Source organism: Cellulomonas sp. NTE-D12 (assembly GCF_027923705.1).
Taxonomy (GTDB): Bacteria; Actinomycetota; Actinomycetes; order Actinomycetales; family Cellulomonadaceae; genus Cellulomonas.
Genome location: NZ_AP026442.1, coordinates 3353503 through 3378404, shown reverse-complemented (window position 1 = coordinate 3378404; position 24902 = coordinate 3353503). Strand labels below are relative to the sequence as shown.

The window sequence follows — 24902 nt, the reverse complement described above, 5'->3', positions numbered from 1 at the left end:
TGTTACCCCGCTCGCCGGGACCGGGCGGCAGGAACCACCAGCACAGCGGCGCCGGCCAGGGCTGCGGCGAGGAGCACCGCGCCGGCGCGCATGGCCTGGGGGTAGGTGGTGGAGATCGCCAGGACGAGGCTCATGCCGAGGGCGCCGCCGAGCTGGTGCACGGAGTTCACGGCCCCCGACGCCGCACCGGCATGAGCTGCGTCGACGCGGGCGATCCCCGAGCTGGTCAGCGGCCCGAACGCCAGGCCCTGCCCGGCGCCGATGAGCGCCATGGGTACGCCCACGCCCAGCCAGTACACGCTGTGCTCGCCCACCAGCCCGAGCGCGGCCATGCCGAGGGTGGCCAACGCGAGCCCCACGACGAGGAGCACCGGTCCGGAGGTCCGGCGCTGCAAGCGCGGCACCGCCATCGCGACGGCGAAGTTGACGATCGTCATCGGCAGGAACCCGAGCCCCGCGGCCAGCGGAGTCCAGTTCCACGCGTCTTGCAGGTACTGGCTCGTGAAGATGAAGAAGCCCATCATCGCCCCGAGGAACAATGCGCGGGCGACATAAGCGCCGACCCGCTCGCGGTCGGAGAACAACCGCAGAACGAGCACCGGCTCGGCGGCCGAACGCTCCACGAGGACCAACGCGACGACCAGCACGGCGCCGGCGGTCATCGAGGACATGGTGACCGGGTCCGACCAGCCGGCCTCGCCGGCGCGAACCAACCCGTAGACCAGCGCGGCCGGCCCCAGCGTGGCCAGCAGCGCGCCGGGCAGGTCGAACCGGCCCGGGGTGCGAGCGGTCTCGGGCAGGATCCGCCGGCCGGCGATCAGCATCGCGATCCCGATGGGGAGGTTCACCAGGAACCCGACGCGCCAGGACCACAGGTCTGCCAGCAGCCCGCCGAGAACGAGGCCGACGCTGGCGCCGATCCCGGCCACCGCCCCGTATGCCGACGTCGCTCGCGTGCGCTGCGGCCCTTCGGGGAACGACGCGGTGAGCAGCGCGAGGGTCGACGGCGCCAAGATCGCTGACCCGACGCCCTGCACGGCTCGTGCCGTGATCAGCTTGGCTCCGGTCGGGGCGAGGCCGACGGCGACGGACGCGAGGGCGAACAGGGCGAGCCCGACGACGAACATGCGCCGCCGGCCGAGGATGTCCCCGGCGCGGGCGCCGAGCAGCAGCAGGCCCCCGAACGTCAGGAGGTAGGCGTTCTGGACCCAGGCCGACGCCCCGGCCGACAGCTTCAGCTCGGTCGCGATGTGCGGCAGGCCGGTGATCACGATCGAGTTGTCGAGGATCACCATGAAGTAGCCGACCAGGATGATCGCCAGCACACCGCCCGGCCCCCGTCGGGTCGGCGCGGTCGCGGTGCCGAGGGCGGGGGCGGTGGTACGTGGGGGTGCGGTCGTCGTCATGACCACCAGGCAACGGCGTTCCGGGCGTGCTCGGGAGTGCCGGTCGTGCCCGGTAACGCCAGTACCTCCCGGCCGGGAGCGGCGAAACGTACCGTCGAGACATGGACCTGAGAGCCGAGACGCGTGAGTTCCTCACCACTCGGCGCGCCCGCATCACACCCGAGCGCGCGAACCTGGCCGCCTACGGCGGCAACCGCCGCGTGCCCGGGCTGCGACGCGAGGAGGTCGCGATGCTCGCCGGCGTCAGCATCGACTACTACACCCGCATGGAGCGCGGCAACCTCGCCGGCGTCTCCGAAGAGGTCCTGGAGTCCCTGGCCGAGGCGCTGCAGCTCGACGAGGCCGAGCACGGGCACCTGCTCGACCTGGCCCGCGCCGCCAACGCCTCCGGCGCCGCACGCTCGCGCGCTCGGCGCGCCCCAGCCCGGGTGCTGCGCCCCGCGGTCCGGCGCGTCGTCGACGCCCTCGACGCGCCCGCGTTCGTCCGCAACGGTCGCCTCGACGTCCTGCACGCGAACCTGCTCGGCCGCGCGCTGTACGCGCCGCTGTACGACTCCCCGACGCACGTCCCCGGCCAGCCGGTCAACACCGCCCGCTTCCAGTTCCTCGACCCCACCGCCGCGCGTGACTTCTGGGGCGCCAAGGCCGATCGGATGGCGCACGACGCCGTCGCGATCCTGCGCGCCGAGGCCGGCCACAACCCGTACGACAAGCGCCTGACCGAGCTCGTCGGCGAGCTGTCCACCCGCAGCGAGGACTTCCGCCGGCTCTGGGCCTCCCACGACGTGCGGTACCACCGCTCGGGAACCAAGGTGTTCCACCACCCCGCCGTCGGGATGCTCGAGCTCGACTACGAAGCCCTGGTCCTGCCCGCCGACCCGGGCCTGCAGCTCAACGTGTACTCCGCGGTGCCCGGATCGCCGTCCGACGACGGCCTCAAGCTCCTGGCCTCCTGGGCCGCCACCACCCTCACGACCGAGCCGATCACCACCAGTCAGGAGGCACGCTGATGCGGATGATCGGCAAGGCACCGACCATCAAGAACCCCTCTGCGCAGTTCACCGGGGACGTGTGGCTCGACTTGCTCGCCGCACCGCAGGAGGGCGACCAGCGGATGGTCGTCGGGCTCGTGCGGTTCGCCCCGGGGGCCCGAACCGCGTGGCACCGGCACGCCCGCGGCCAGACCCTGCACGTGCTGTCCGGTGTCGCGCTCGTGCAGTCTCGTGGCCAGGGCGTCGTGCGGGTGCTGCCGGGTCAGACGGTGTACTGCCCGCCGGGTGAAGAGCACTGGCACGGCGCGACGGCCGACGACTTCATGGAGCACCTGGCGATGTCCGAGGGTGCCGACGATCCCGCTCAGTCGACCGTCTGGCTCGAGCACGTCACGGAGGAGCAGTACCGAGCGCTCTAGCTGTGATGTCCAGGCAGGTTGGTCGAGATCGTGCGATACCGCGGTCTGATGTGTAGATGAGGGAAGGCCTCCCGTAGTGGAGTGGAGCTGTCGAAGAACCGCTCCGGCCACAAGAGGCCTTCATGTCTCACGCCAGCCACGCCAACGCCGCGTTGACTCCTCGCTGTCAACGACGGCTGAATCCTGACCAGGGGTCGTCGGCTGAATCTTGACCACCCTGCCTGGTTGTCGTTCAGTCCGTGGTGGCCGCGGGTGGGCGGCCGAGGTCGCGGTTCTTGAGGCGGTAGGAGTCGCCTTTGAGGGCGATGACGTCGGCGTGGTGGACGAGGCGGTCGATCATCGCTGCGGCGACGGTGTCGTCGCCGAAGACCTCGCCCCAGCGGCCGAACGGCTTGTTGGAGGTGACGATCAGGGAGGCCCGTTCGTAGCGGGCTGAGACGAGTTGGAAGAACAGGTTCGCGGCCTCGGGCTCGAAGGGGATGTAGCCGACCTCGTCGATCACGATCAGGGGGTAGCGACCCAGCCGGCGTAGCTCGTCTTGCAGGCGCCCGTCGTGGTGAGCGGTGGCGAGCCGGTCGACCCATTCGGAGGCGGTGGCGAACTGGACGCGGTGGCCGGCCTGGCAGGCCCGGACGGCCAGGCCGGTGGCCAGGTGGGTCTTGCCGGTGCCGGGCGGGCCGAGGAACACCACGTTCTCCCGGGCCGTGACGAAGTCCAGGGTGCCCAGGTGGGCGATCTGGTCGCGGGCCAGGCCGCGGGCGTGGTCGAAGTCGAAGTCCTCCAGGGACTTGCGGGCCGGAAACCTCGCGGCGCGGATGCGTCCTTCCCCGCCGTGGGCCTCGCGGGCGGCGACCTCGCGTTGCAGGCAGGCGGCCAGGAACTCTTCGTGGGTCCAGGACTCGGCGCGGGCCCGCTCGGCGAGCCGGTCGACTGCGTCCCGCAGGGTCGGGGCCTTCAGCGCTCGGGTCAGGAACGCGAGCTCGCTGGTCACGTCCCTGGTCGGGGTCTTGGTGGTCATCAGGCCACGTCCGTCAGACCGAACGCGGCGTCATAGGCGCCCAGGTCGCGTTGCTCGACCTCATCGGCCGGGTCTGGGATCGTCGGCCGGTGCGCCGCAGCCGACGCCATCGCCAGCGCTGCGGCCCGGTGGGCGGGGTCGGTGATCGTCTGCCAGCGCGCCCAGCACCGCTCGTGGGACGCGACGGTCTTGGCTCCCAGGCTGACGGTGACTCGCTCGAGGTCGGCGACCACGTCGACGAACCTGCCGACCGCGACCGGGTCGACCGAGTAGTCGTTGGAGCCCAGGCGCACGTAGTGATCGCGCGGCAACCGGACCCGCGCCCGCCAGCCCAGCTGCGGAGCGACCGGCGGCAGGGCGAGCATCGCGTCGCGGTCCGCGGCCCACCGCTCGACGGGCTTGCAGCCCAACGCCCGATGCGAGCGACGGTTCGCAAGAGGCAACCACTCGCTGAGCTGGGCGTTGAAGTCGCCCGGATCGGTGAACGTGCGCCCCGGCAGGAACGACGACTCCAGGTAGCCGTTCGCGCGTTCGACCAGCCCCTTGGCCTCCGGGTCCCGCGGCCGGCACTGGTGCACCCCGATGCCCAGGACCCCGCGGAACGCCTCGAAGTCCTCGGTGAGCTTCGGCTTGCCCGCGCGCCAGGACCCGACCGCGGCCTCGTTGTCCCAGACCAGCTCGCGCGGGACCACACCCATGCCCGACAGCAGCAACCAGTGACCGGCGATCAGGTCCGGCGCCTGCCGGGAGGGCAGCATCGTGGCGAACATCATCCGCGAGTAGCCCGCGACCATCACCAGCACCGGCGGGGACCCGACCTGCCCGGCACCCAGCGGCACGTCGACCGGCGGGAACCACAAGTCGCACTGCACCCGCGCCCCGGCCTCGTAGCTGGTCCGGGTCGCCGGATCCGACGGCAGATAGTACGGGCGCAGCACCCGAACTCGGTCCTTCAAGATCGTCAACGAGTGCGCCCAGCCGATCCGCTGCGCGATCACCGTGGCCGGCATCGTCGGGCACGAAGCCAACAACCCGCGGATGACCGGTTCGACCTGGTCGACCAACGACCCCTTCGCAGCTCGCTCGTACTTCGGCGGCCGATCACTGGCCAACGCCTTCTTGACCGTGTTCCTCGCGATGCCGAGCTCGCGCGCGATCGCCGAGAGCGCCATCCCCTCGACCCGACGCAGCCGACGGACCTCAGCCCAGTCCTCCACACCGATCACCCTCCGCAGGATCACGGCAGCCTGGTCAGATTTCAGCCGACGATCCCTGATCAGTCTTCAGGCGTCGCCGACACTCGCGCTCGCCTGCGGCTGGCAAGAAGTGGGCCGACCGTTACCGGGACGAGGCGCCAGCAGGTGCCATGCGATGCGGCCGTCCTGAACCCTCCGCCGTTCAGACCCGAGGGCGCGCCGCTGGCACGACCTCGGCGGTCAGTCACCGCGGGCAGACCTGGCGTCCCTGCACGGCGAGCGCCTGAGGCCCACTCGGTAGCCCCATCGAGGCGGCTGCACCTGCGGGCTTGACACGTGCGCCCGTGTTGGTACATCGTTTTGTCACCGACCTGCCAAACCGATTTACCGGGGTCGCAACCGCAACGGGGCGAGAGGCGATGATGAGCGAGCGGGCGAGCATCCGTGACGTGGCGATCCGTGCTGGCGTGTCGCCGACGACTGTCTCGCACGTGCTGAACAACACGCCGGGGACCCGTACGTCCGAGAAGACCCGCGCTCGTGTGCATGCGGCTGCTGCCGAACTGGGCTACTCGGCCAACGCCGTGGCGCGGGCGTTGCGCACGCGGCGCTCCGACTCCGTGGGGTTCGTCGGCGACGAGATCGCCACCACTCCCTTCGCCGGCAAGCTGATATTGGGTGCACAGGAGGTCGTGCGGCAGCACGACGGAGTGCTGCTCGTGACCAACACCAGCTACGACGCGGAGCTGGAGAACCGCGAGATCCGCGAGCTCCTCAGCCGCGACATCGACGGAGTGCTCTACGCCGCGATGTACCACCGGGTCGTCACCGTGCCGGCCTCGTTGCACGGAGCACCCGTCGTCGTCCTCAACGCCCGCACCACCGACGATCGGTCGTGGGTCTCCCCGGACGAGTACGCGGGTGGCGAGGACGCGGCCCAGGTTTTGATCGACGCTGGACACCGACGGCTGGCGATGATCGGCAATGCGGATCCCATCCCCGCCGCGTCTGGTCGCCCCGCCGGGTTCCTTGCCCGCGCAGCCGCGGCTGGCATCCCTGCCGAGGACGTCACCGTGGTGTACGTCTCACCCACGGCAGGGCATGCGGCCGAGGCCGCCATGCGGTTGCTCGACCGCCCGGACCGGCCGACGGGCCTGTTCTGCTTCAACGACCTGATGGCGATGGGGGCGTACAACAGCGCACGCAGGCTCGGCCTGCGCATCCCGGATGACCTGTCGGTCGTGGGCTTTGACGACCTGGCGATCCTCTCAGCGGCGGTAGACCCCGCGTTGACGACCGTCGCTCTGCCCCATCTCGAGATGGGTGCGTGGGCGGCTGAGCAGCTGTACGTGGAGATCGCGGCGCGCGCGACGGGTCAGCCGTCGCCGGTGCGCCATGCAGAGCTCCGAGGCGAGGTCGTGCACCGAGCCTCGGTCGGATCGCCGCCCCGGTAGCGGCCGGAGCGGCGATCCTGCCGACGCCTTCCGGCGTCGAACACCACCAGATGAGCGACATCCAGTGATTTCGGAGGGCCTTCAGTGTCACGTCACACCGTTCGACGCCTCGCGGCAGCAAGCCTAGCCGTGACGGTTGTCGCCACGCTTGCCGCCTGCTCGTCAGGCTCGTCGTCCTCGCCGCAGAGCAGCGGCGCGGGTGGCGGAACGATCAGCCTGTGGACCCACAACGGCGGCAACGACGCCGAGCTCGCCGCCGACCAGAAGATCGTCGACGACTTCAACTCGAGCCAGTCGCAGTACACGGTCAAGCTCCAGTCGTTCCCGCAGGCGTCGTACAACGACGCCGTCGTCGCGGCGGCCTCGGCGAAGAAGCTGCCGTGCATCGTGGACATCGACTCGCCCAACGTGCCCAACTGGGCGTGGGCGGGCTACATCAAGCCGCTGGGCCTTCCTGACAGCGAGTGGAGCGGCCAGCTCGCCAGCACGGTGGGCAAGGTGAACGACAAGGTCTACTCGTTCGGCCACTACGACGTGGCTCTGGCCTTCTACACCCGCAAGTCGATCCTGCAGTCGGTCGGGGCGCGGGTGCCCACGGTCGCCCAGCCGTGGACCAAGAGCGAGTTCGCGGACGTCCTGGCCAAGCTCAAGGCGACCGGGAAGTACCCCTACGCGCTCGACCTGGGCACCGGCGGTACGGGGGAGTGGATCACCTACGCCTACTCGCCCTTCCTGCAGTCCGCGGGGGGCGATCTGATCGACCGGAGCACGTACAAGAAGGCTGACGGCGTGCTCAACGGCGCCCAGGCGATCGACTGGGCCGGTTGGATGCAGGGCCTGGTCAAGGACGGCTACATGTCGGCCAAGTCCGGCGCGGACCCGACGGCGGACTTCGCGAACGGCAAGTCCGCGATCCTGTACTCGGGCAGCTGGGCCGACGCGACCGTGACGAAGGCGTTCGGCGACGACGCCTTGGTCATCCCGCCGGTGGACCTGGGCCAGGGGCCGAAGGTCGGCGGCGGGTCCTGGCAGTGGGCGATCACTGCCCAGTGCGACAACACCGCTGGCGCCCAGGCATACCTGAAGTTCAGCCACCAGACGAAGTACGTCGCGGCGTTGGCCAAGGCGACGGGCACCATCCCCGCCACGGACGCAGCGGCCGCCACGATGCCGGAGTACGCGGCCGGCGGCGCTTCGGAGATCTTCCGCACGTTCGCCCAGAAGTACGCGGTGGTCCGCCCGGTGACGCCCGCCTACCCGTTCATCACCTCGGTGTACCAGAAGGCCACGCAGGACATCCTCTCCGGCGGTGACCCCAAGACGATCCTCGACAAGGTCGTCTCGGACATCGACAACGACATCAAGCAGAACGGCGACTACGCCTTCTGACGTCCCCGCGCGGGCCGGCCGCCCGACGGCCGGCCCGCGCGACCCATCCGGAGGTCTGTCATGACCGTCATCTCCCCAGCTCGGGCACGAGCCTTCCGCGGGCGGCGGGATGTCCCAGCAGCAACGCACGCGGCGCGACGCCACGAAGGACTGACCGCCCTGTGGATGGCCGGGCCTGCTGTAGCGCTGCTCATCCTGTTCATCGTCGTGCCGGTGATGCTCGCCTTCGTGCTCGCGTTCACCAACGCCCGCCTCATCTCGCCACGACCGGCGACATTCGTCGGGCTGCACAACTTCGCCAACCTGTTCTCCGACCCGGTCTTCTGGGCCTCGCTCCGCAACACCTTCTACTTCGCCGTCGTGGTGGTCCCGATCCAGGCCGGTCTGGCACTCGTGCTGGCACTGCTCGTCAACGCGAAGGTGCGAGGGACGAACTTCTTCCGGACCGTCTACTTCGTGCCGGTCGTGACCTCCATGGTCGTGGTCTCGCTGCTGTGGCGGTTCCTGTACCAGAAGGACGGTCTGCTCAACGCGCTGATCAGCGCCGTGCATCCCAGCTATGCACCGATCGACTGGCTCAACGACCCGCGCACCGCCATGCCGGCCATCATCGTCATGTCGATCTGGCAGGCCGTCGGCTTCCACATGATCATCTGGCTTTCCGGCCTTCAGACCATCCCTGCTGAGCTTTACGAAGCCGGGGACCTGGACGGTGCAGTCGGCTGGAAGCGGTTCCGGTACATCACCTGGCCGAGCCTGCTCGCCACCCGCACGTTCATCCTCATCACCATCACCATCGCAGCGCTGTCGCTGTTCACGCAGATCAGCGTGATGACGCAGGGCGGCCCGTTGGACTCGACGACGACCGTCGTCTACATGGCGGTGCGCACCGGGTACCAGCAGCTGGCCACCGGCTACGCCTCCGCGATCTCCCTCGTCTTCTTCGTGCTCGTCCTGATCGTCTCGGGCGTGCAGCGGTTCCTCACTCGCGAGAAGGACTGACCATGAGCACCGTCGTCGAGAACCCGCCTCGCGCGGGCCGTTCCGCGCACCGCCGGCGCGCCGGCTGGCTCGTCCAGACAGGACGAATCCTGCTCGCCCTGCTCTTCGCTGGGCCGCTGCTGTTCCTCTTCGTGTCCTCACTCAAGCCGGACCTGCAGATCTTCGCCGACCTGCGCTCGTGGCGGGCGTTCGTGCCGCTGGGCCACGTCTCGTTCGCCAACTACAGCGCCGTGTTCGCCAGAGTGCCGTTCGCCCGGTTCCTGATGAACTCGATCGGCATCTCCGTGCTCACGGTCGTGCTGGGTCTGCTCGTCAACTCCCTGGCTGCCTTCGCCCTTGCGCGGCTGCAGTGGCGAGGCAAGCAGCTCGTGCTCACCGGGATCATCGCGACGTTGATCCTGCCGTTCGAGACTCTTGCCCTGCCTCTGGTGTGGTGGGTGAACAAGCTGCCGTGGCTGACGATGAACGGCTTCCACCTGCAGCTGACGACCGGCTGGCTGGACACCTACCAGGTGCAGATCATCCCGTTCGTGGCCAACGCGTTCTCGGTCTACCTCTTCTACCAGTACTTCACGTCGATCCCGAAGGAGCTGGACGAGGCGGCCCGGATGGACGGGGCCGGGTGGTTCCGGATCTACCGCAACGTCGTCATGCCGCTGTCCGGGCCTGCGATCGCCACGGTTGCGATCCTGACCTTCCTGCCGGCTTGGAACTCCTACCTGTGGCCGCTGATGGTGGTGCAGTCCGAGGAGCTGCGGCCGGTGATGATCGGCATCCAGTACTTCTTCCAGCTCAACGTGTCGTGGGGCCAGGTCATGGCGTACGCGTCGATGATCACCCTTCCCGTGCTGGCACTGTTCCTCGCCTTCCAGAAGGCGTTCATCGGGTCGATCGCGTCCTCCGGTGTGAAGGGTTGATGTGAGCACCGTTCTGCGACCGTCCTGGCACTTCACCACCGCCGACCGCTGGCTCAACGACCCCAACGGGCTCGTCTTCCACGACGGCACCTACCACCTGTTCTTCCAGTCCAACCCGTTCGGTCCCGAGTGGGGCGAGATGTCGTGGGGTCACGCGACCTCCACGGACCTCGTGCACTGGACCGACCTCGGCACCGCCATCCCGGCCCTTCCGGACGAGATGGTGTTCTCCGGCAGCGCAGTCGTCGACACCGACGACACCGCCGGCTTCGGGGCCGGCGCCATGGTGGCCGTCTACACCAGCGCCTACCGCTCTCCGTCTCCGCGTGCTGGCGTGCAGGCCCAATCCCTCGCCGTCAGCAACGACGAGGGGCTCACCTGGCGGCGCTACGAGGGCAACCCCGTGCTCGACGTCGGCGCGTCGGACTTTCGTGATCCCTACGTCTTCTGGCACGAGGACCACTGGGTGATGGTCGTCGCCGAGTCCGTCGACCACCGGCTGTCCCTCTACACCTCCCGTGACCTGCGCTCGTGGGCCTTCTCGTCGACAGTGGGGCCCGCCTGGACCACCGAGGCGCTGTGGGAGTGCCCGGCTCTGCTCACGGTCCCGACCGCGGACGGCGACCGTGCGTGGGTCCTCCTGCTGTCGGTCAACCCCGGCGGCCCCACCGGTGGATCCGCGAGCCAGTACGTCCTGGGGGACTTCGACGGCTACACGTTCGTGCCCGACGGCGATGAGTCGCCCCGTTGGCTGGACTACGGCCACGACTACTACGCCGCCGTCGCATGGGGAGGAGTTCCGGACGGCCGGGCGCTGACGATCGCGTGGGCGGACTCATGGCAGTACGCCCGCGACCTGCCCTCCGCGCCGTGGCGTGGAGCCATGTCACTCGTACGCCAGCTCGACGTCGTCACAGGGACGGACGGAGTTCGCCGACTGAGGCAACGGCCGGTCCTGGGCGGACACGAGGGCGGCGGCCCGGCCGTGACACACCTGCGGCTGCCGTGCGGGCACGGCACGTCAGCGTCCGTCAGGCTTCTCGACGACCGCGATCAGCAGACTGTCGTTCTGACGGTCGATGGTGACGCGGGAACGCTGAGCCTCGACCGGAGCGGTTGCGGAGAGATGCCTCCGGCGGCAACCGCCGTGGCGGCGACTGCTCCCCTTCCCGCGAGCGAGGAGATCGACGTCACGATCATCGTCGACGGATCCGTCGTCGAGGTCTTCGCGGCCGACGGGACCATCACCTTCTGCGAACGCCTGCTGGCCACCTCGCCGCTGTCTCGCGTCGAGGTGCGGGAAGTCAGTCGGCGCCGCTAGCCCCGTACGGCTGACGCCCGCAAACCGTCGCGCACGGCAGCGGGCGTCAGCCGTCGAGTTCTTCCTTGGACGGTGGGTTGGCTCCTGCCCTCGAGACGTTGATCGCCGCGGCGCGACCAGCGCGAGCTAGGACCTTCCGCAGCTCGTCCGCGTCCAGTCCCGCCAGACGGTGGCTGGACCGGGGCCCGAGAGTGCGGGCATCCATCAAGCCGTCGATGAGAGCCGCCATCAGCGTGTCGCCGGCGCCCACCGTGTCGACCACGTCCACGCGAACCGGCGGCACACGGCACGTGCCGTGCTGGCTCACCGCGAAGCACCCGTTGGCGCCCATCGTGACGACAGCCAGGCCTGGACCGGCCTCCAGCCAGCCTCGCGCGACCGACTCGGCGTCGGCCCCGTCGTACAGCCAGGCGATGTCCTCGTCGCTGGCCTTGACCACGTCGACGAACCCAAGGACGCTCTCCAGCCGCTCGCGCGAGCGGTGCGGGTCACCCATCAGCTCGGGGCGGACGTTCGGATCCAGGCTGAGCGAGCTGTGGTCCCGAACGGACTGCAGCAGAGCGTCCAGCTCAGCAGGGGCCGAAGACAAGAAGACGGGGAAGGAGCCGAGGTGCAGATGCGAGCCTCGCGGTGCCGGCAGATTCGGGCCTTCTGCCCACGTGACCGAGAACTCGTAGGCAGCCGCACCACTCTCGTCGAGCACCGCGACCGCCGAGGGCGTCGGAGTGCCCTCCGCCGCGACGTTGGTCACGTACACGTGCTCGCGTGCGAGGTGCGCACGCATCAGCTGTCCGTGCTCGTCGTCCCCCAGGCAGGTGGCGAAGTCGACGCGCCGGCCAAGTCGGGCCAACCCGACCGCGACGTTCGCAGCGCTCCCGCCGGGGTAGGTCACTTCGTGCTGGGCGCTGTATCGAATGGTGTCCGCGACACATTCGCCTAGCACGTCGACATCGACGCCGTTGGGCATGCAATCACCTCTACTCAAGGAGAGTCCGAGAAACACAGGGGAGTCGCGGACGGCCGCGCGCTCGCAGCCTTCAGGACGCGGCCGTGCCAGTCCGCGCCCGCGTCTTGTGCGGCTTGGCGATCGACTCGCGCTGGACCGTGCGGCAGGGCATCAGCACGGAGTCTGCGGTGGCTGCCTCGTCCCCGAGCAGCGTGGCGAGGGTCTCGACGGCCCACGCGCCCATCTCGTAGTGCGGCAGCGCCACGGTGGTCAGTCCCGGGAACAGGCTTTCGGGGATCGGTGCTTGGTCGTCGAAGCCGATGACAGACACGTCCTGAGGGATCCGTCGGCGCCGCTCCGCGAGAGCGCGGTAGACGCCCATCGCCATCCGGTCGTTGTAGGCGAAGATCGCGGTCGGGTCCCCACCTTGCTCGAGCAGTCGCATCGTTCCGGCGTACCCACCGCGAGCCTCCGACTCGACCTCAGCCTGCAACCTGGGGTCAACCGGGACACCAGCTTCGGCCATCGCGTCGTGGTAACCGAGCAGTCGCCCGCGGGTCGCGGGGACGTCCTCGCAACCGTTGAGGAAGGCAATGCGTCTGTGGCCGACGGCCAGCAGGTCACGCACCGCGTCCGCGGCGCCCTGTCGCTCGTCCGGCACCACAGACGGCAGCTTCCCGGTCCGGTCGGTCGCACCGATGAGCACCGCCGGCACCGACAGCAGCTCCTGCGGCGGGGTCACCGTGTCGTGGTAGACGGTCGCGTAGATGATGCCGTCGACGTGGCGGTCGAGGAGGGCGACCACGTCGTTCCGTCGTTCGTCGGCATCGGCCTGCAGGGCGGCATTGATGATCGCCAGGGTCAGGTTGTGCCGGCTGGCGGCTTCCTGCGCTCCGAGGATGATCCGGCCGGCGTGCGGAGTGGTGGCGATCTCCTCGGTCAGCAGTCCGATCATCCCGGAGCTGTTGGTCCGCAGCCCGCGGGCCAGCCGGTTCGGGTGGTAGTTCAGCCGCCGGGCGACCTCTTTGATCCGCTCGCGGGTCTCGGCGTTGACCCGGCCGTTCAGCGAGTCGTTCAGGGCGTGCGAGACCGTCGTGAGGGACACGCCCGCCTCCCGGGCAACGTCCTTGATGCCGACTCGTCGAGCCACTTCGCTGATACTCCTCACGGCTGGTGCTGCGTGCGTGGGTCGCGCAGCACACGTAGGTTATGCGGGTCGAACCGGCTGCGAATGGCTCACGGCGCGGCTTGCGGTAGCGCGTCCCGGCGGCGCGGCTTGGTCCATCGGCGCAGTTGCCAACCGTTCGCGAAAGAGGCTCAGTCCTCGGGTGCTCATCCGACCAAGCCGCCAATGGTTGGTGTCGGTCTGAACGCGTTGGCGGCCCGGTCGAGGGCTACCTGTGTCTCGTCACCCGAGTCGAGGACCGTGTTGCCGAACGATGCGGCGTCGACCAGAACAGTGGTCACCGGCAGCTGTCCGGACGACGCCGTGGTCAGGAGAGCGTCGACCTGTGCCGCGTACGCGGAGTCGCCCGTGCCGGCCCGGACGTCGCTGGCAACCACGTGGTTGTTGGCCAGGTAGTTGCCGCTCCCCGAGGCGACACGCATGATGACGGGCGTCGCGCTGGCGGGGCTGATCCTCGTGGCGTCGACGATCTCGGAGAAGTGGTTGCCGATCACCGAGTTGCCGCTGCCCTCGATGCGCAGCAGCCCCGTGGTGTCGTCCAGCCCGTTGTCGATCCCGAGGAACGGCGCCCACGGCTCGTTGTCGCGGAGGAAGTGGTTGGAGGCCACCAGGTTCTCCGAGGAGGCCGCGGTGAGGGTCACCATCCCGGGGTAGAACGAGTGCAGCCGGTTGCTGGTGATGCTCGACCGCGTCACCCCGGCGAGCTCGACGCTGCTGGCCCCGCGGGGGAACACGTTGTTCGCGGTGACGAGCAGCCCACCGTGGTTCTCGGCGAAGATCGAGCGCCCGCGGAAGCCCGCTCCGATGAGGTTGTCGGTGATCTTCGAGGCTTGGCCCCAGCCGCGCAGCTCGATGCAGCTACCGCACTCGGCGATGAAGTTGTCGTGGATGGACAGGGCATCGGCGTGCCACACCGACACCCCGTGCTCGAGGTAGACCAGCCCCATCCCGGTGATGCGGACCGAGTCGTTGGTACTGGCGACCAGGATGCCGGTCTTCCCGTTCCGGTAGGTGTTCTCCGGGTGCAGGTCGGAACCGTCCGGCTCGAAGTGCAGGCCGTCGATGCAGAAGTTGGAGAACTCGACGGAGCTGATCCGAGGGCTGCCGGCACGTTCCACCGAGAACGCGGCGGCGACCGACTGGTCGGCACCGTCGTTCGGAGGCAGGTCGACCAGCACGCGACTTCCGCCCGGCCACAGCTCGTGCAGCTCGGGCCACTCGTTCTCCGGGACGTTGAAGCGGATGCTGGACGACGTGAAGCCGTGTCCGGAGCCTTCGATACGCAGGTAGCTGATGTCGATGTGCACCTGCGTGCGAAGGTGGTAGTCGCCCGGTGGGAGGTAGATGACGGCGCCGGGCTTGCCGCCGTCGTCCAGATCCGTGGCGGTCTGCCTGCGCTTGATGTCGGCGAGGATGCTGTTGATGACCTCACCGAGGTCCTCGTACGGGTCGCCCACCGGCCACGACGTGACGTCGTAGCGGTTGTTGCTGGCCATGCGGTGTTCCTCCTGGTGCCCTGCTTGCCTGGGTCGTGCCACCACCGCCGTCGGACGGGAAGTGCTCGAGGGTCGAAGTCGTGCCGGCGTCACGGTCATCCCTTCACAGCCCCGAGCGTGAGGCCGGCGACGATGTGCCGCTGGAGCAGGAGCGTCAGCAGGATCACGGGGATGGAGTAGAGGGCGGCCAGCGCCGTCATCGACCCCCAGTCGAGGCCGAACTGGGTCTGGAAGTTCGCGATCGCCAGGGGTGTGGTCTGTGCGCGGACGCTGGTCAGCAGCAGGGCGAACAGGAACTCGTTCCACGACGCCAGGAACGCGAAGATCGCGGTCACTGCCATGCCGCCGGAGACGACCGGGATCACGACGCGCCACAACGCTCCGAGGCGCGAGCAGCCGTCGACCTTGGCCGCCTCGTCCAGCTCGTCCGGAACGGCCTCGAAGAAGCTGGACATCAGCCAGATCGAGAGCGGCAGGGAGATCGTCGTGTGGGCGATCGCCAGTCCCGTGGGCGTGTCGAGCAGGTGCAGGCTGTTGATGGTCGAGCTGAGCGGGATGCCGACGGCCACCGGCGGAACCATCCGGGTGATCAGCGCCAGCATCACGAACAAGCGGCCGGCCCGGGTGCGGAACCTGGTGATCGCGTAGGCGGCGGGTACCGCCAGCACCAGTGAGAGCAGGGTGCTGATCGTGGCGGTGGAGATGCTGTTGATGAAGGACGCGGGCACTCCATGGGACGCCCACACCGCCGCGTAGTTGGCGGCGGTCCAGCGCGACGGCAGGACCGTCGGCGGGACGGCGAGCGTCTCCAGCGGGGGCTTGAACGACGTCAGGAGCAGGTACAGGAAGGGGAAGGCATAGAGCACGACCACCGTGACGAGCAGAGCCCACAGCAGGGTCCGGGTCGCCGGTCGGCGGATCTCGAGGCCGTTCATGCGTCGGCCCCCGGCCGCCAGATCGTCACGACCGCGGCGACCGCCACGGCCAGCATGACGAGCAGGTACATGGTCGCCATGGCGCTCGCCAGACCGGGCTCGCCGAACCGGACCATGGTCCGGTAGATCAGCAGGCTCAGGGTCTGCGAGGCGTTCTCAGGGCCACCGCCGGTCTGGATCAAGATGATGTCGAACGCCTTGGCGGCATCGATGCCGCGCACGATCAGGGTCACCGCGATCACCGGGCGCAGCAGCGGCACGATGATCCGCCTCAGGAGCGTCCAGCCCTTGGCGCCGTCCAGCCGGGCCGCCTCGATGACGTCGCCGGGGATGTTCTGCAGCCCGGCGAACAGGACGAGCGCCATGAATGCTGTGGTCAGCCAGATGTCGGGGATGGCGACGGAGAAGAGCACGATCCGGGAGTTCGACAGCCAGCCGATGTCGCTCGCGGAGTGCAGGATTCCCACCCGGGCCAGCAGGGCGTTGACGATGCCGGAGTTGTCGATCAGCAGGAACCGCCAGAGCAGTCCAGCCACGACCGGCGCGATCATCAGCGGGTACATGAAGATCGTCCGGAACACCGCCGACCGGCGGCCGATCGCGCTGAACAGGAGCGCTGTGGCCAGGCCGAGCACGAACTCCGCGGACACGACGAGAACGGTGTAGGCCAGGGTCCGTACAGCCGAGCTGCGGAACCCGGAGCTGGCCAGGGCGGTCGTGTAGTTGCCCAGCCCGACGAAGGTGCGCGGACCTCCGGCGATCGGCGAGATGTCGTAGAAGCTGTTCATGACCAGCCGCACGATGGGCCAGGCCACGAAGGCTGCGAGGAAGAGCGCCGCCGGCACCATCAGGAGTGCGGCGAAGCGTCGGTCGGTGAGACGCACAGGGAACCTTCTGCCGGCGGCGTTGCCGCGCTACGGGGATGGGGACGCGTGGTGGGGCGGGTGTGGCCGACGCTGCAGGGCACGCCGGCCACACCCGGGCCGCTCAGCCGACGATGCCTTCGATCTGCTTCTTGGCGTCGTCGAGCAGCTTCTGGTTGTCGGTGCCGTTGCCGTCCACGGCCTTCTGGATCATCGGGACGAGGACGGTGTCCACGATCTGCTGCCACTTGGCGTTTGCCGGCCGCGGCTGGGTCCCGTTCGAGCCGAGAGTGGTGATCAGCGGGTTCAGGTTCTCGTGGCCCGCCTGCGCTGCCGCGCTCTGCAGGGCCGACTTCGTCGCCGCGAGGCCCAGGGTGGTGTTCAGCCCCAGCGCGTTGTTCTCGTACGCGAACTCGATGAACTTCTTGGCCTCGGCCGAGTTCTTCGTGGCCTTCGGGACCGACAGGTACCACGCGCCGGGGATGGCGCCGATGCCGCCGTCACCCGCCGGCATGGGTGCGACGCCGACCTTGCCGTAGACGGGGGAGTCCTTCGGGATCTGGGTGTAGGCGTGCGCCCAGAAGCGGGTCATGGCCAGACCGCCCTGGTTGAACAGGTTCTGCGCGGCGGCCCAGTCGATCTGGGAGGCGCCGGCCGGTGCGACCTTGTCCTTGGTCGCCAGCTGCGTGTAGTAGTCGAGCGCCTTCTTGTGGGCGGAGTCGTTGATGATCACCTTGCCGCTGTCGTCCAGCACGACGTTCTTGTCGCCGGCCTGCAGGACCGTGGCGAGCCACTCGGTCTCGACCTTGCCCTTGACGTCCGTGCCGTACAGCTTGGGCGTGCCACCGTTGGCTGCGGCGCTGTCCTGGGTGAAGAACTTGGCCACGTCGAGGTACTGCTGCCACGTCGTCGGCACCACCAGGTCGTACCCGTACTTGGCCTTGAAGGCCGCCTTCTTGGACTCGTCGTTGAACAGGTCCGTGCGGTAGAAGAGCAGCTCGGCGTTGGTCCACACGGGCATGCCGATGAAGTGGCCGCCCGACTGCGCTTCCTTGAGCAGCGACGGGAACGTGTCGCCCTTGACCTTGTCGGTGAACAGGTCGTCGATCGGTGTCAGGCCGTCCTTGAACGCGGTGAGCCAGACGGCGTCCAGCGCAGCGACGTCGAACGACACGTTGCCCGAGGAGAGCTCGCTGTTGAGCCGGTCGTACAGCCCGTCGTACGGCAGCTCGACGAACGTGACCTTCGTGCCGGTCTCCTGGGTGTACTTGTCGGCCACCGGCTGGAGCTCACCGTGACCGCCACCCTCGACCAGCACCGTCAGTGTTCCGCTGCCACCACCGGCGCCTGCGGTCCCGGACGAGGTGCTCTTGCTGGTGGTGCCACCCGCGCCGCAGGCAGCGACCGTGACAAGCGTGGCTGCTGCCAGACCCGCCACCACTGAACGTCGCACCAGGCGGCGCGATCCAACTTCCCACGACCTCATCGAGGGGACTCCTTCGTCCTGTCGGGACGCACCGCGACTCCGGGTGCGCAAACGTTTTGCAAAAACGTTCACGCACAAGGTAGAGGGGTCCGTCTCCGGGCGTCAACCCGCGTCACGTCACGGTTCGGACACGGCGCGCTGGAGTGCGGAACAGCGGCCACGATGCGCACCTGGGGGGCGGAGCGCGTCGTCCGTCGGGATGTCCGGCAGCGTCGGACGGACCTCGAGGTCACTGACGACGCGAGGGGTCCAGGTTGGAGCTCGTCGATCCCAGGAGCCCTCAGCGAAGCGGTCACGCGCGAGGGCGCACCAGGCCCCTGGCGGATAGGGAGGCGCACCGGGGGTTCACCGTGCGGCCTACCCGCCGGCCGCAGGCGTGAGAGGGCGAGGGGCGACCCCGGGGAAGGGTACGGACCGCGCGGTGCGATGGCTCGGCCCGACGCCTGAAGGACGCCGGGCTCACGCAGTCACTAGGTTCTCGATGACCGCGGAGAACCGGCTGGATCGTTGGACAGGCGCGGCCACAACGCGGCGCGCCTGTCCAACGATTCGCAGATCAGGACAGGGTCCACACGTCGGCGCTGGCGCCGCCCTCGACCGTGACGCGGTTCTCCCGATCGATGGAGACGGGGGCGGCGAGCACTCCACCAGCGGTGAAGACCTCGACGACCGGCCCGTCCAGCACGACCCGGACGTCCACGCCGTCGATCGGCATGGTCCACGTTCCCGCCGACGTCGACACGGTCACCTCGGCAGCCGCCGCGACGACACGCACCGCGTCACCGCCGACGGCGAGCGTCGCTCGTGAGCCGGGCCCGTCGAGGGTCATCGTGATGTCGACCGTGCTGCCGGCGTCTGTCGCGGAGTCGCGGACGTCCGTGCTTCCGGCTGTCCTTGCCTTGGTGAGGCTCGGGTGGGGCGATGCGACGACGCGATCGCCTGCCAGTGTCAGGTGGTGCGGCAGCGAGTGTGCGCTGGCCCACGTCCCGGCAGGGCCGTCGACGTCTCGCAGCCAGTAGATCAGCCCGCGTTCGCCGTCCCTGTCCTCGAACGCCGAGCCGGCGTAGTAGGACGGCCCGTACGAGAGACGACCCCACGACTCGGCCGTGAACCGGCCGTCCTCATAGGTGCCGATCGCGTAGCCCTCGTAGTACGGGACGAACGGCTCCCACACCGACACGGTCAGGACCCACTTGTCGCCGAGGCGGAACAGCTGCGGGCACTCCCAGACGGCGCCCATCCAGACCGGCGTCGTCTCGTCGCGATGCCGTTCCGCCAGGAACCCGTCGTAACGCCACTCCTGGAGATCCTCGGAGGCGAAGGTCAGGGCCGTGGCGGTGCCGTCGGGCAGTCCCGCGCCCATGAGCATGCGCCACGTGGTGCCGTCGTGGAACACGTACGGGTCGCGGAACGCGACGACGTCCACGCCCGGGGGCAGCTCTGCGACGACGGCCCCCTTGGTCCAGGTCGTCCAGGTGGCGTCGGACGGGCGTGCGATGCGGGCCTTGCCGATCTGGACGTCGTCCAGCTGCACCGTCGTGTAGAACAGCGCGGCCGGTTCGCCGTCGGGCTGCACGATGCTGCCGGACCACACGCCGTCGTCACCGTCACCCGGCTCGAGGGCGACAGGTCCCTCCGTCCAGTGCAGCCCGTCGGGACTGGTGGCGTGCCCCCACCGCTGGTTCGGGCCCCACTCGGTCTGCCCGGGCACGAACTGGAAGAACAGGTGGTACTGGCCCTCGTGGCACGTCAGTCCGAGCGGGTCGTTGATCCACCCCTCCCGTGCGGTGAAGTGGATGAGGGGGCGCGTCAGGTCGTTGCTCATCGGTGTCCGTCGCTCTCAGTGCTGCCGGTCGAAGCGTGCGCGGACGTCCCGCGCCTGTGCGGCGTTGCCCGCTTCCCAGGAGTCGATCTCGGGGACCCGCTCGGCACGGACCCGGTCGCGTTCGGCCACGAACTTCTCCATCCGCGCAGCGGTCGCCTCTCGTGCCGCCTGCTGCGCCGGGCTGAGCGGCGGCAAGGGTGAGGTGACGACGGCGTCGCGCGGGCGCAGCGGCAGCCGCTCCTCGACGGGCGGGATGGTCAGCGGTGCGGTGGGCAGGGTCTGGTACCAGTACGCGACCGAGGCCCAGTCGTCGGACAGGTGGTTCGCGTGGCCGTGCTCGAACGACACCTTGATGCGCGTGGTGAAGCGGATCGGGTCGACCATGTGGAACCGGTAGCTGTGGTGGAAGCCGGGCACGTCCTCCTCGTGGACGATCGTGCCGTTCATCAGGTAGCTGTTGTGCTGCATACCCCAGGCGTGCCCGAAGTAGTCCTCCATGCCGGTGCCGTGCAGGCTGGGCGGCCAGGTGTCGTCGTCGATGAAGATCATGTCGTCGCCCTCGCCCCACCAGGACCCTTGGAAGTGCCGGACGGCCAGGGTGCAGCCGACGTAGTGGCCGTGGCCCTCGACCTCGAGCGCGACGTAGTTGTCCTTGCCGTCCAGGTCCGGGATGTTGACCTCGATCGCGTTGGACTGCAGGTCCGGGCCCCAGCCATTGCACGGACGCGCCTGCCGGTAGTGCGCGTGGAAGTAGGCCACGTCCTCGGCCAGCGGCTGCGGGTACAGCTCGTAGTCGATGTAGAAGTACTGCAGGTAGGGAACGTCGTTCTGGTTCTCCACGACGACTCGCGCCCGCTTGTTGAACGGCATCTGGAAGTAGCTGTTGAACGCCGCGGAGCCGCCGAACGTGTGCAGCTCAGCCTCCTTCGCCGACACGGACAGCGGCAGCGACTCGTAGGACCCCGAGAGGGAGTTCATCAGCCCGAAGAAGTCCCCGAGAGGGGCGATCACGCTCGGGGTCTCCTGGTCGTCCCAGTAGATCTTCAGGACGACCTTCCGGTAGTAGTCCGGGTCGACGACCTCCCAGCTGACTCCGAGCGCGTTGTGGATCTCGAGCATCGGCACGCCGACGACGTCCGGGGGGATCTGGCCCGGCCCCGGCTGGAGCCGGCACGACTGCGTCATCCAGATGTGGGTGATCGCCCCCGGCCCTTCGATGTCGGCCAGGACCCGCTCCTCGCCGGGGCGGATCAGCCAGTTGTCCCGGTTGCGCCCTGTCTGGTCCCAGCTCGAGGAGCGTGCCGTTCGCACGTCCCGGGTGCGGGTGAGGTCTCCCAGGATGCCCTTCGCGGGCGCGGATTCACGGTCCATCGTCGTTCTCCCATCCTCGGTGCCTCGGGCAGCAGTGTCCGGCACACCGCGGCGTCGCCTCGTTGCGGCAGGCAGGCGCCGACTCGCGACGGGGCCTCAAGAGATCGGGGCCGCCAGGCATCGAAACGTTTGTCGGTCGGGTGCAGCATGGTGCTCGGCGAGGGCTGCGTCAAGCACCCGAGGTGGGGGCGCACGCGCAGCGGCCGGCCCGGGGCAGTGTGGACGTCGGCGGATGTCCGTGCTGGTGGCGGACACATTCCCGCGGTGGCCGGTACGGCGTCGGCGTGCGAGCCACTTGACGATGCGCCGCAAGCGGCTCTACGGTCGCCAGGCAAACGTTTCGCGTCGACCTCGCTCATCGTCGAGCACCGTGACCTGGTCGGCGCGGAGCCACCGAGCACTGCCAAGAGCAAGCCCTGGGGACCGCAGCCGTGGTGCGGATGCCCGGCCCGACCCTTCGGTCGCCGATCGACCGACGGCCCAGTACAGCGACGTGCGACAGGAGTGGAGCAGACGATGAACAACCAGCGACGACGGTGGGGCTATGCACACCCGCGCGGAGCCGCAGTGGCGCTGGCGGCGCTGACGGCACTCGGCCTGGCAGCCTGCAGCTCGGGCTCGGCGGGTGCCGGCAGCTCGTCGGCCGGCGGCAAGGTTCAGATCACGCTGTCGATGCAGAACCCCAACGTCCAGCAGCAGGACCCCGCCACGTACGCGATCGTCCAGGCCTTCCAGAAGGCCAACCCCGACATCACGGTGAAGATCGAGGGGCAGACGGTCGACGAGCACGAGAAGGCCATGCAGGTCGCGGCCCAGTCGGGCACCCTCCCGGACATCTTCTGGGTCTACAACTCCCTGGCCTCGCAGATGGCGCAGCAGGGCAAGCTGCTCGACCTCGGTCCGGTCCTGCAGGAGGGGAACCTGACGAGCAACTTCCCCAAGGCGATGCTGTCGGGCTACACGAGCAACGGCACCCAGTACGGGGTGCCCTACCAGTCGCTGGTCACCGGTCTGTACGTGAACACCGCGATCCTGCAGAAGTACGGCCTGAGCGAGCCCAAGACGTTCGACGACCTGCTCAACGTCGCCCAGGTGCTGTCCAAGAACGGGGTCACGACCATCGCGCAGGGTGCGAGCAAGTCGGCCTACAGCGTGTGGGCGTTCCTGACGATGCTCGACAGGTACGGGTACGAGGACAAGTACCAGGACATCCTCTCGGGCAAGAGCAGCTACAACAACGCCGACTTCCTGCGGCTCTACCAGCACATCGAGCAGCTGGCCAAGGCCGGCGCGTTCTCCAAGAACGTCTCCACCCAGACCTACGTGCAGGCGGTCGAGGAGTACACCAGCGGCAACGCCGCGATGCTCGACTCCGGCGTCTGGGCTGCCGGCGACATCCAGAAGAGCTCGGTCGCGGCCAACACCACGTTCTGGGCCGGCCCGACGTTCTCCGATGGTGTCGGTGACCAGAACCTGTACATGAACGCGCCCTCCGCGCCGCTGGTGGTCAGCGCTGAGGTGAAGAAGTCCGCGGCCAAGCTCGACGCGGTCAAGAAGTTCATGGCGTTCTACTACGGCGACTCAGGCCAGCAGATCCTCGTGGACAACGCGCAGACGCCGGTCACGACCTACAAGCCGAAGGTCGACGCCAGCGCCCAGCCCGTCTTCGCCTCGGTCCTGGCGGTGCTGCAGCAGGACGGCTGGCACAGCCCGGCCGCGCAGCCGGACCTGGTGGTGTCGGCGGAGACCTCCGGCGCCATGTACGACAGCATCTACGGCGTGATCCAGGGCGTGTACTCCCCGTCCCAGGCCCTCGACGTGGTGCAGAAGACGATCCACTGAGCAACCGCCGCTCGGGGCAGGTCCGCGGTGAGCGGTCTGCCCCGAGCGGTCACACAGGACAGGAGGAGCCGACGTGAAGTGGCTCAGCACCCGGCGGGCCCTTGCGCTCATGATCGCTCCCGCGTTCGCCGTCTACAGCCTGTACTTCGCGTACCCGATCGGGTACTCGCTGTACCAGAGCTTCACCAATGCGCAGGCGTTCGGCTCCACGAAGCTCGTCGGTGGCAAGAACTACGTGCAGATGGTGCGCGACACCTTGTTCTGGGGGTCGCTGCGCAACACGGGGATCATCCTTCTGGTCTCGCTCGTCATCCTGCTGCCGGGTGCGTTCTTCCTCGCTCACCTGCTGAGCGGACGTGTCAAGGGTGCGGGCGCCCTGCGGGCCATGATCTTCGCCCCGAACGTGATCGCGCCGATTCTCATCGGCCTCATCTGGGTGTTCATCCTCGACCCGCATATCGGCCTGGTGAACTCGCTGCTGCACACCCTCGGCGTTCAGCACCCGCCGGTGTGGATCGGGGGGACCACGTTGAGCCCCTGGTCCATCGGGGTGGTCTACACCTGGCAGACCGTCGGCTTCATCATGACCATCTTCTACGCGGGAATCCGGATGCTTCCCCACGACGTGATGGAAGCGGCTTCCCTCGACGGCGCGACCGGCTGGCAGCGACTGCGGTACGTGACCGTCCCGATGCTGCAGGAGACGTTCGGCATCACCACGGTGCTCGTCGTCACCGGTGTCTTCAAGATCTTCGAGCTCGTGTTCCAGCTGACCGGCGGCGGTCCCGTCCACCTGTCGGAGACGCTGGTCAGCTACACGTACTGGATGACGTTCTCCAACCAGAAGTACGGCTACGGCATGGCGCTGGCGGTCGTCATCAGCCTGCTCGGCGTCGTCGTGACCGTGGCACAGATGGCGTTCATGCGCCGGAGGAGGGCCTCATGAGCACGCTCAGCACGACTGCCCCGCGCCTCGCGCGGCCGGACGCTCCGCCGTCGCCGCGAGGTCCTCGTCGACGTCGGCTCGGGATCGCGGCGATCGTCGCCTACCTGGTCACCTTCGTCCTGATCCTGCCGATGGCGTGGGTGGTGCTCCTGTCGTTCCAGAGCAACGACAACATCCTCCGCGACCCGCTGAACTTCTCGCACCTGAGCTGGGCGAACTACAGCACGGCGATGTCGACGCTGAACCTGATGACGATGTACAAGAACACCCTGATCCTCGCGGTCGTGTCGGTGTCCGTCGGCGTCGTCATCTCCTTCACGGCCGCCTACGCGCTGACCCGGATGGTGTTCCGCCGCCCGGGGCTGCAGAAGTCCCTGCGCTTCTACTTCCTCGCCGGGCTGGCGATCCCCGTCTACATCCTGCTTTTCCCGGTGTACAAGCTGAACATCGAGCTCGGGCTGTACGGCACGTACGCCGCGCTGATCCTGCCCTACATCGCGACGCAGCTTCCCTTCAACGTGCTGCTCTTCACCGGCTTCCTCGCCGACTTCCCGGGCGAGATCGAAGAGGCCGCGATCATCGACGGCGCAGGACTGTTCACCCTGTCGTGGCGCGTGGTGTTCCCACTGATGCGCCCCGTCATCGCGACGCTGCTGATCCTCAACATCATCTACGTCTGGAACGAGTTCCCGTTCGCCGTCACATTGATCAACAACCCGGCGATGACGACCATCTCTCTCGGCGTGTCGCAGTTCCAGGGCTTCTGGACGGTGGACTACGGCGCCATGATGGCGTCCGCGACACTCGTGCTGCTCCCGCAGCTGGCGCTCTACGGCATCTTCCAACGCTACGTCGTCGCCGGTATGACATTCGGGGCGGTGAAGGGCTAGGC

At 68.6% G+C, this 24902-nt stretch carries 21 protein-coding genes; 10 read left to right on the top strand and 11 right to left on the bottom strand.

The features are described from left to right. Nucleotides 1–2 precede the first annotated feature (2 nt). Entirely contained in the window at nucleotides 3–1406 is a 1404-nt protein-coding gene (locus QMF98_RS15610) for an MFS transporter (protein ID WP_337973842.1), read from the bottom strand. A 101-nt stretch (nucleotides 1407–1507) separates the two neighbouring features. Here QMF98_RS15610 and QMF98_RS15605 point away from each other — a divergent pair, with 101 nt between their 5' ends. Both QMF98_RS15605 and QMF98_RS15600 read left to right on the top strand, forming a co-directional pair. Then, the gene (locus QMF98_RS15605) at nucleotides 1508–2416 is read left to right on the top strand and encodes a helix-turn-helix transcriptional regulator (protein WP_337973841.1); all 909 of its coding nucleotides are present in this window, start codon (nucleotides 1508–1510) and stop codon (nucleotides 2414–2416) included. Further along, nucleotides 2416–2817: a (R)-mandelonitrile lyase gene (locus QMF98_RS15600; protein WP_337973840.1), complete on the top strand. Its 402-nt coding sequence runs from the start codon at nucleotides 2416–2418 to the stop codon at nucleotides 2815–2817. The genes QMF98_RS15605 and QMF98_RS15600 overlap by 1 nt, the downstream gene beginning before the upstream one ends. A 232-nt stretch (nucleotides 2818–3049) precedes the next feature. Here the strand turns inward: QMF98_RS15600 and istB are convergent, their stop codons facing one another. Then, a complete protein-coding gene (gene istB, locus QMF98_RS15595) occupies nucleotides 3050–3835 on the bottom strand; it encodes an IS21-like element helper ATPase IstB (RefSeq protein WP_337973839.1) in 786 nt (261 codons plus the stop codon). Further along, complete coding sequence (istA, locus tag QMF98_RS15590) at nucleotides 3835–5061, bottom strand: IS21 family transposase (protein WP_337973838.1); 1227 nt, start codon at nucleotides 5059–5061, stop codon at nucleotides 3835–3837. Before istA ends, istB begins: the two co-directional genes overlap by 1 nt. Nucleotides 5062–5360: 299 nt before the next feature. On the opposite strand from istA, the gene QMF98_RS15585 reads away from it, so the two are divergent. The 5 genes from QMF98_RS15585 to QMF98_RS15565 all read left to right on the top strand — a co-directional run bounded on the left by QMF98_RS15585 (nucleotide 5361) and on the right by QMF98_RS15565 (nucleotide 11114). Continuing rightward, nucleotides 5361–6485 (top strand): LacI family DNA-binding transcriptional regulator, encoded by a 1125-nt coding sequence (locus QMF98_RS15585; protein ID WP_337973837.1) that lies wholly within the window; start codon nucleotides 5361–5363, stop codon nucleotides 6483–6485. Nucleotides 6486–6614: 129 nt separating this feature from the next. Next, entirely contained in the window at nucleotides 6615–7874 is a 1260-nt protein-coding gene (locus QMF98_RS15580) for a sugar ABC transporter substrate-binding protein (RefSeq protein ID WP_337973836.1), read from the top strand. A 165-nt stretch (nucleotides 7875–8039) separates the two neighbouring features. Next, nucleotides 8040–8876 carry a carbohydrate ABC transporter permease gene (locus QMF98_RS15575; protein WP_337973835.1) on the top strand — a complete coding sequence of 279 codons (837 nt, stop codon included), beginning with the start codon at nucleotides 8040–8042 and terminating at the stop codon, nucleotides 8874–8876. A gap of 2 nt (nucleotides 8877–8878) precedes the next feature. Next, nucleotides 8879–9793 (top strand): carbohydrate ABC transporter permease, encoded by a 915-nt coding sequence (locus QMF98_RS15570; protein ID WP_337973834.1) that lies wholly within the window; start codon nucleotides 8879–8881, stop codon nucleotides 9791–9793. A 1-nt stretch (nucleotide 9794) separates the two neighbouring features. After that, nucleotides 9795–11114: a glycoside hydrolase family 32 protein gene (locus QMF98_RS15565; RefSeq protein WP_337973833.1), complete on the top strand. Its 1320-nt coding sequence runs from the start codon at nucleotides 9795–9797 to the stop codon at nucleotides 11112–11114. Between the two features lie 46 nt (nucleotides 11115–11160). Here QMF98_RS15565 and QMF98_RS15560 read toward each other — a convergent pair whose 3' ends face one another. From QMF98_RS15560 to QMF98_RS15525, 8 genes are all read right to left on the bottom strand, one after another. After that, nucleotides 11161–12081, bottom strand: a complete 921-nt coding sequence (locus QMF98_RS15560) for a carbohydrate kinase family protein (protein ID WP_337973832.1) — start codon at nucleotides 12079–12081, stop codon at nucleotides 11161–11163. Between the two features lie 70 nt (nucleotides 12082–12151). Further along, a complete protein-coding gene (locus QMF98_RS15555; protein ID WP_337973831.1) occupies nucleotides 12152–13210 on the bottom strand; it encodes a LacI family DNA-binding transcriptional regulator in 1059 nt (352 codons plus the stop codon). Between the two features lie 182 nt (nucleotides 13211–13392). Next, nucleotides 13393–14742, bottom strand: coding sequence for a NosD domain-containing protein (locus tag QMF98_RS15550; protein WP_337973830.1), 1350 nt, complete (start codon nucleotides 14740–14742; stop codon nucleotides 13393–13395). Between the two features lie 95 nt (nucleotides 14743–14837). Continuing rightward, nucleotides 14838–15677, bottom strand: a complete 840-nt coding sequence (locus tag QMF98_RS15545; protein ID WP_337973829.1) for a carbohydrate ABC transporter permease — start codon at nucleotides 15675–15677, stop codon at nucleotides 14838–14840. Continuing rightward, on the bottom strand, nucleotides 15674–16561 hold the full coding sequence (locus QMF98_RS15540) for a carbohydrate ABC transporter permease (RefSeq protein ID WP_337973828.1): 888 nt from the start codon (nucleotides 16559–16561) through the stop codon (nucleotides 15674–15676). Before QMF98_RS15540 ends, QMF98_RS15545 begins: the two co-directional genes overlap by 4 nt. A 103-nt stretch (nucleotides 16562–16664) precedes the next feature. Further along, nucleotides 16665–18026: an ABC transporter substrate-binding protein gene (locus QMF98_RS15535; RefSeq protein ID WP_337973827.1), complete on the bottom strand. Its 1362-nt coding sequence runs from the start codon at nucleotides 18024–18026 to the stop codon at nucleotides 16665–16667. A 556-nt stretch (nucleotides 18027–18582) separates the two neighbouring features. After that, on the bottom strand, nucleotides 18583–19851 hold the full coding sequence (locus QMF98_RS15530) for a glycoside hydrolase family 32 protein (protein ID WP_337973826.1): 1269 nt from the start codon (nucleotides 19849–19851) through the stop codon (nucleotides 18583–18585). Nucleotides 19852–19866: 15 nt separating this feature from the next. Then, the gene (locus QMF98_RS15525) at nucleotides 19867–21222 is read right to left on the bottom strand and encodes a glycoside hydrolase family 172 protein (RefSeq protein ID WP_337973825.1); all 1356 of its coding nucleotides are present in this window, start codon (nucleotides 21220–21222) and stop codon (nucleotides 19867–19869) included. Nucleotides 21223–21738: 516 nt separating this feature from the next. Here QMF98_RS15525 and QMF98_RS15520 point away from each other — a divergent pair. The 3 genes from QMF98_RS15520 to QMF98_RS15510 all read left to right on the top strand — a co-directional run bounded on the left by QMF98_RS15520 (nucleotide 21739) and on the right by QMF98_RS15510 (nucleotide 24900). Further along, nucleotides 21739–23064: an ABC transporter substrate-binding protein gene (locus tag QMF98_RS15520; RefSeq protein WP_337973824.1), complete on the top strand. Its 1326-nt coding sequence runs from the start codon at nucleotides 21739–21741 to the stop codon at nucleotides 23062–23064. A gap of 73 nt (nucleotides 23065–23137) precedes the next feature. Continuing rightward, nucleotides 23138–24010 carry a carbohydrate ABC transporter permease gene (locus tag QMF98_RS15515; RefSeq protein ID WP_337973823.1) on the top strand — a complete coding sequence of 291 codons (873 nt, stop codon included), beginning with the start codon at nucleotides 23138–23140 and terminating at the stop codon, nucleotides 24008–24010. After that, a complete protein-coding gene (locus tag QMF98_RS15510) occupies nucleotides 24007–24900 on the top strand; it encodes a carbohydrate ABC transporter permease (RefSeq protein ID WP_337973822.1) in 894 nt (297 codons plus the stop codon). Before QMF98_RS15515 ends, QMF98_RS15510 begins: the two co-directional genes overlap by 4 nt. The last annotated feature ends 2 nt before the right edge of the window (nucleotides 24901–24902 follow it).

What these genes read in the sequence shown, in the direction of transcription:
- QMF98_RS15525 (WP_337973825.1), bottom strand. Translation starts at nt 21,222, where the DNA reads ATGGACCGTGAATCCGCGCCCGCGAAGGGCATCCTGGGAGACCTCACC.
- QMF98_RS15560 (WP_337973832.1), bottom strand. Translation starts at nt 12,081, where the DNA reads ATGCCCAACGGCGTCGATGTCGACGTGCTAGGCGAATGTGTCGCGGAC.
- QMF98_RS15535 (WP_337973827.1), bottom strand. Translation starts at nt 18,026, where the DNA reads ATGAGGTCGTGGGAAGTTGGATCGCGCCGCCTGGTGCGACGTTCAGTG.
- QMF98_RS15605 (WP_337973841.1), top strand. Translation starts at nt 1,508, where the DNA reads ATGGACCTGAGAGCCGAGACGCGTGAGTTCCTCACCACTCGGCGCGCC.
- QMF98_RS15510 (WP_337973822.1), top strand. Translation starts at nt 24,007, where the DNA reads ATGAGCACGCTCAGCACGACTGCCCCGCGCCTCGCGCGGCCGGACGCT.
- QMF98_RS15575 (WP_337973835.1), top strand. Translation starts at nt 8,040, where the DNA reads ATGGCCGGGCCTGCTGTAGCGCTGCTCATCCTGTTCATCGTCGTGCCG.
- QMF98_RS15530 (WP_337973826.1), bottom strand. Translation starts at nt 19,851, where the DNA reads ATGAGCAACGACCTGACGCGCCCCCTCATCCACTTCACCGCACGGGAG.
- QMF98_RS15610 (WP_337973842.1), bottom strand. Translation starts at nt 1,406, where the DNA reads ATGACGACGACCGCACCCCCACGTACCACCGCCCCCGCCCTCGGCACC.
- istB (WP_337973839.1), bottom strand. Translation starts at nt 3,835, where the DNA reads ATGACCACCAAGACCCCGACCAGGGACGTGACCAGCGAGCTCGCGTTC.
- QMF98_RS15550 (WP_337973830.1), bottom strand. Translation starts at nt 14,742, where the DNA reads ATGGCCAGCAACAACCGCTACGACGTCACGTCGTGGCCGGTGGGCGAC.
- QMF98_RS15520 (WP_337973824.1), top strand. Translation starts at nt 21,739, where the DNA reads ATGAACAACCAGCGACGACGGTGGGGCTATGCACACCCGCGCGGAGCC.
- QMF98_RS15545 (WP_337973829.1), bottom strand. Translation starts at nt 15,677, where the DNA reads ATGAACGGCCTCGAGATCCGCCGACCGGCGACCCGGACCCTGCTGTGG.
- QMF98_RS15570 (WP_337973834.1), top strand. Translation starts at nt 8,879, where the DNA reads ATGAGCACCGTCGTCGAGAACCCGCCTCGCGCGGGCCGTTCCGCGCAC.
- QMF98_RS15600 (WP_337973840.1), top strand. Translation starts at nt 2,416, where the DNA reads ATGCGGATGATCGGCAAGGCACCGACCATCAAGAACCCCTCTGCGCAG.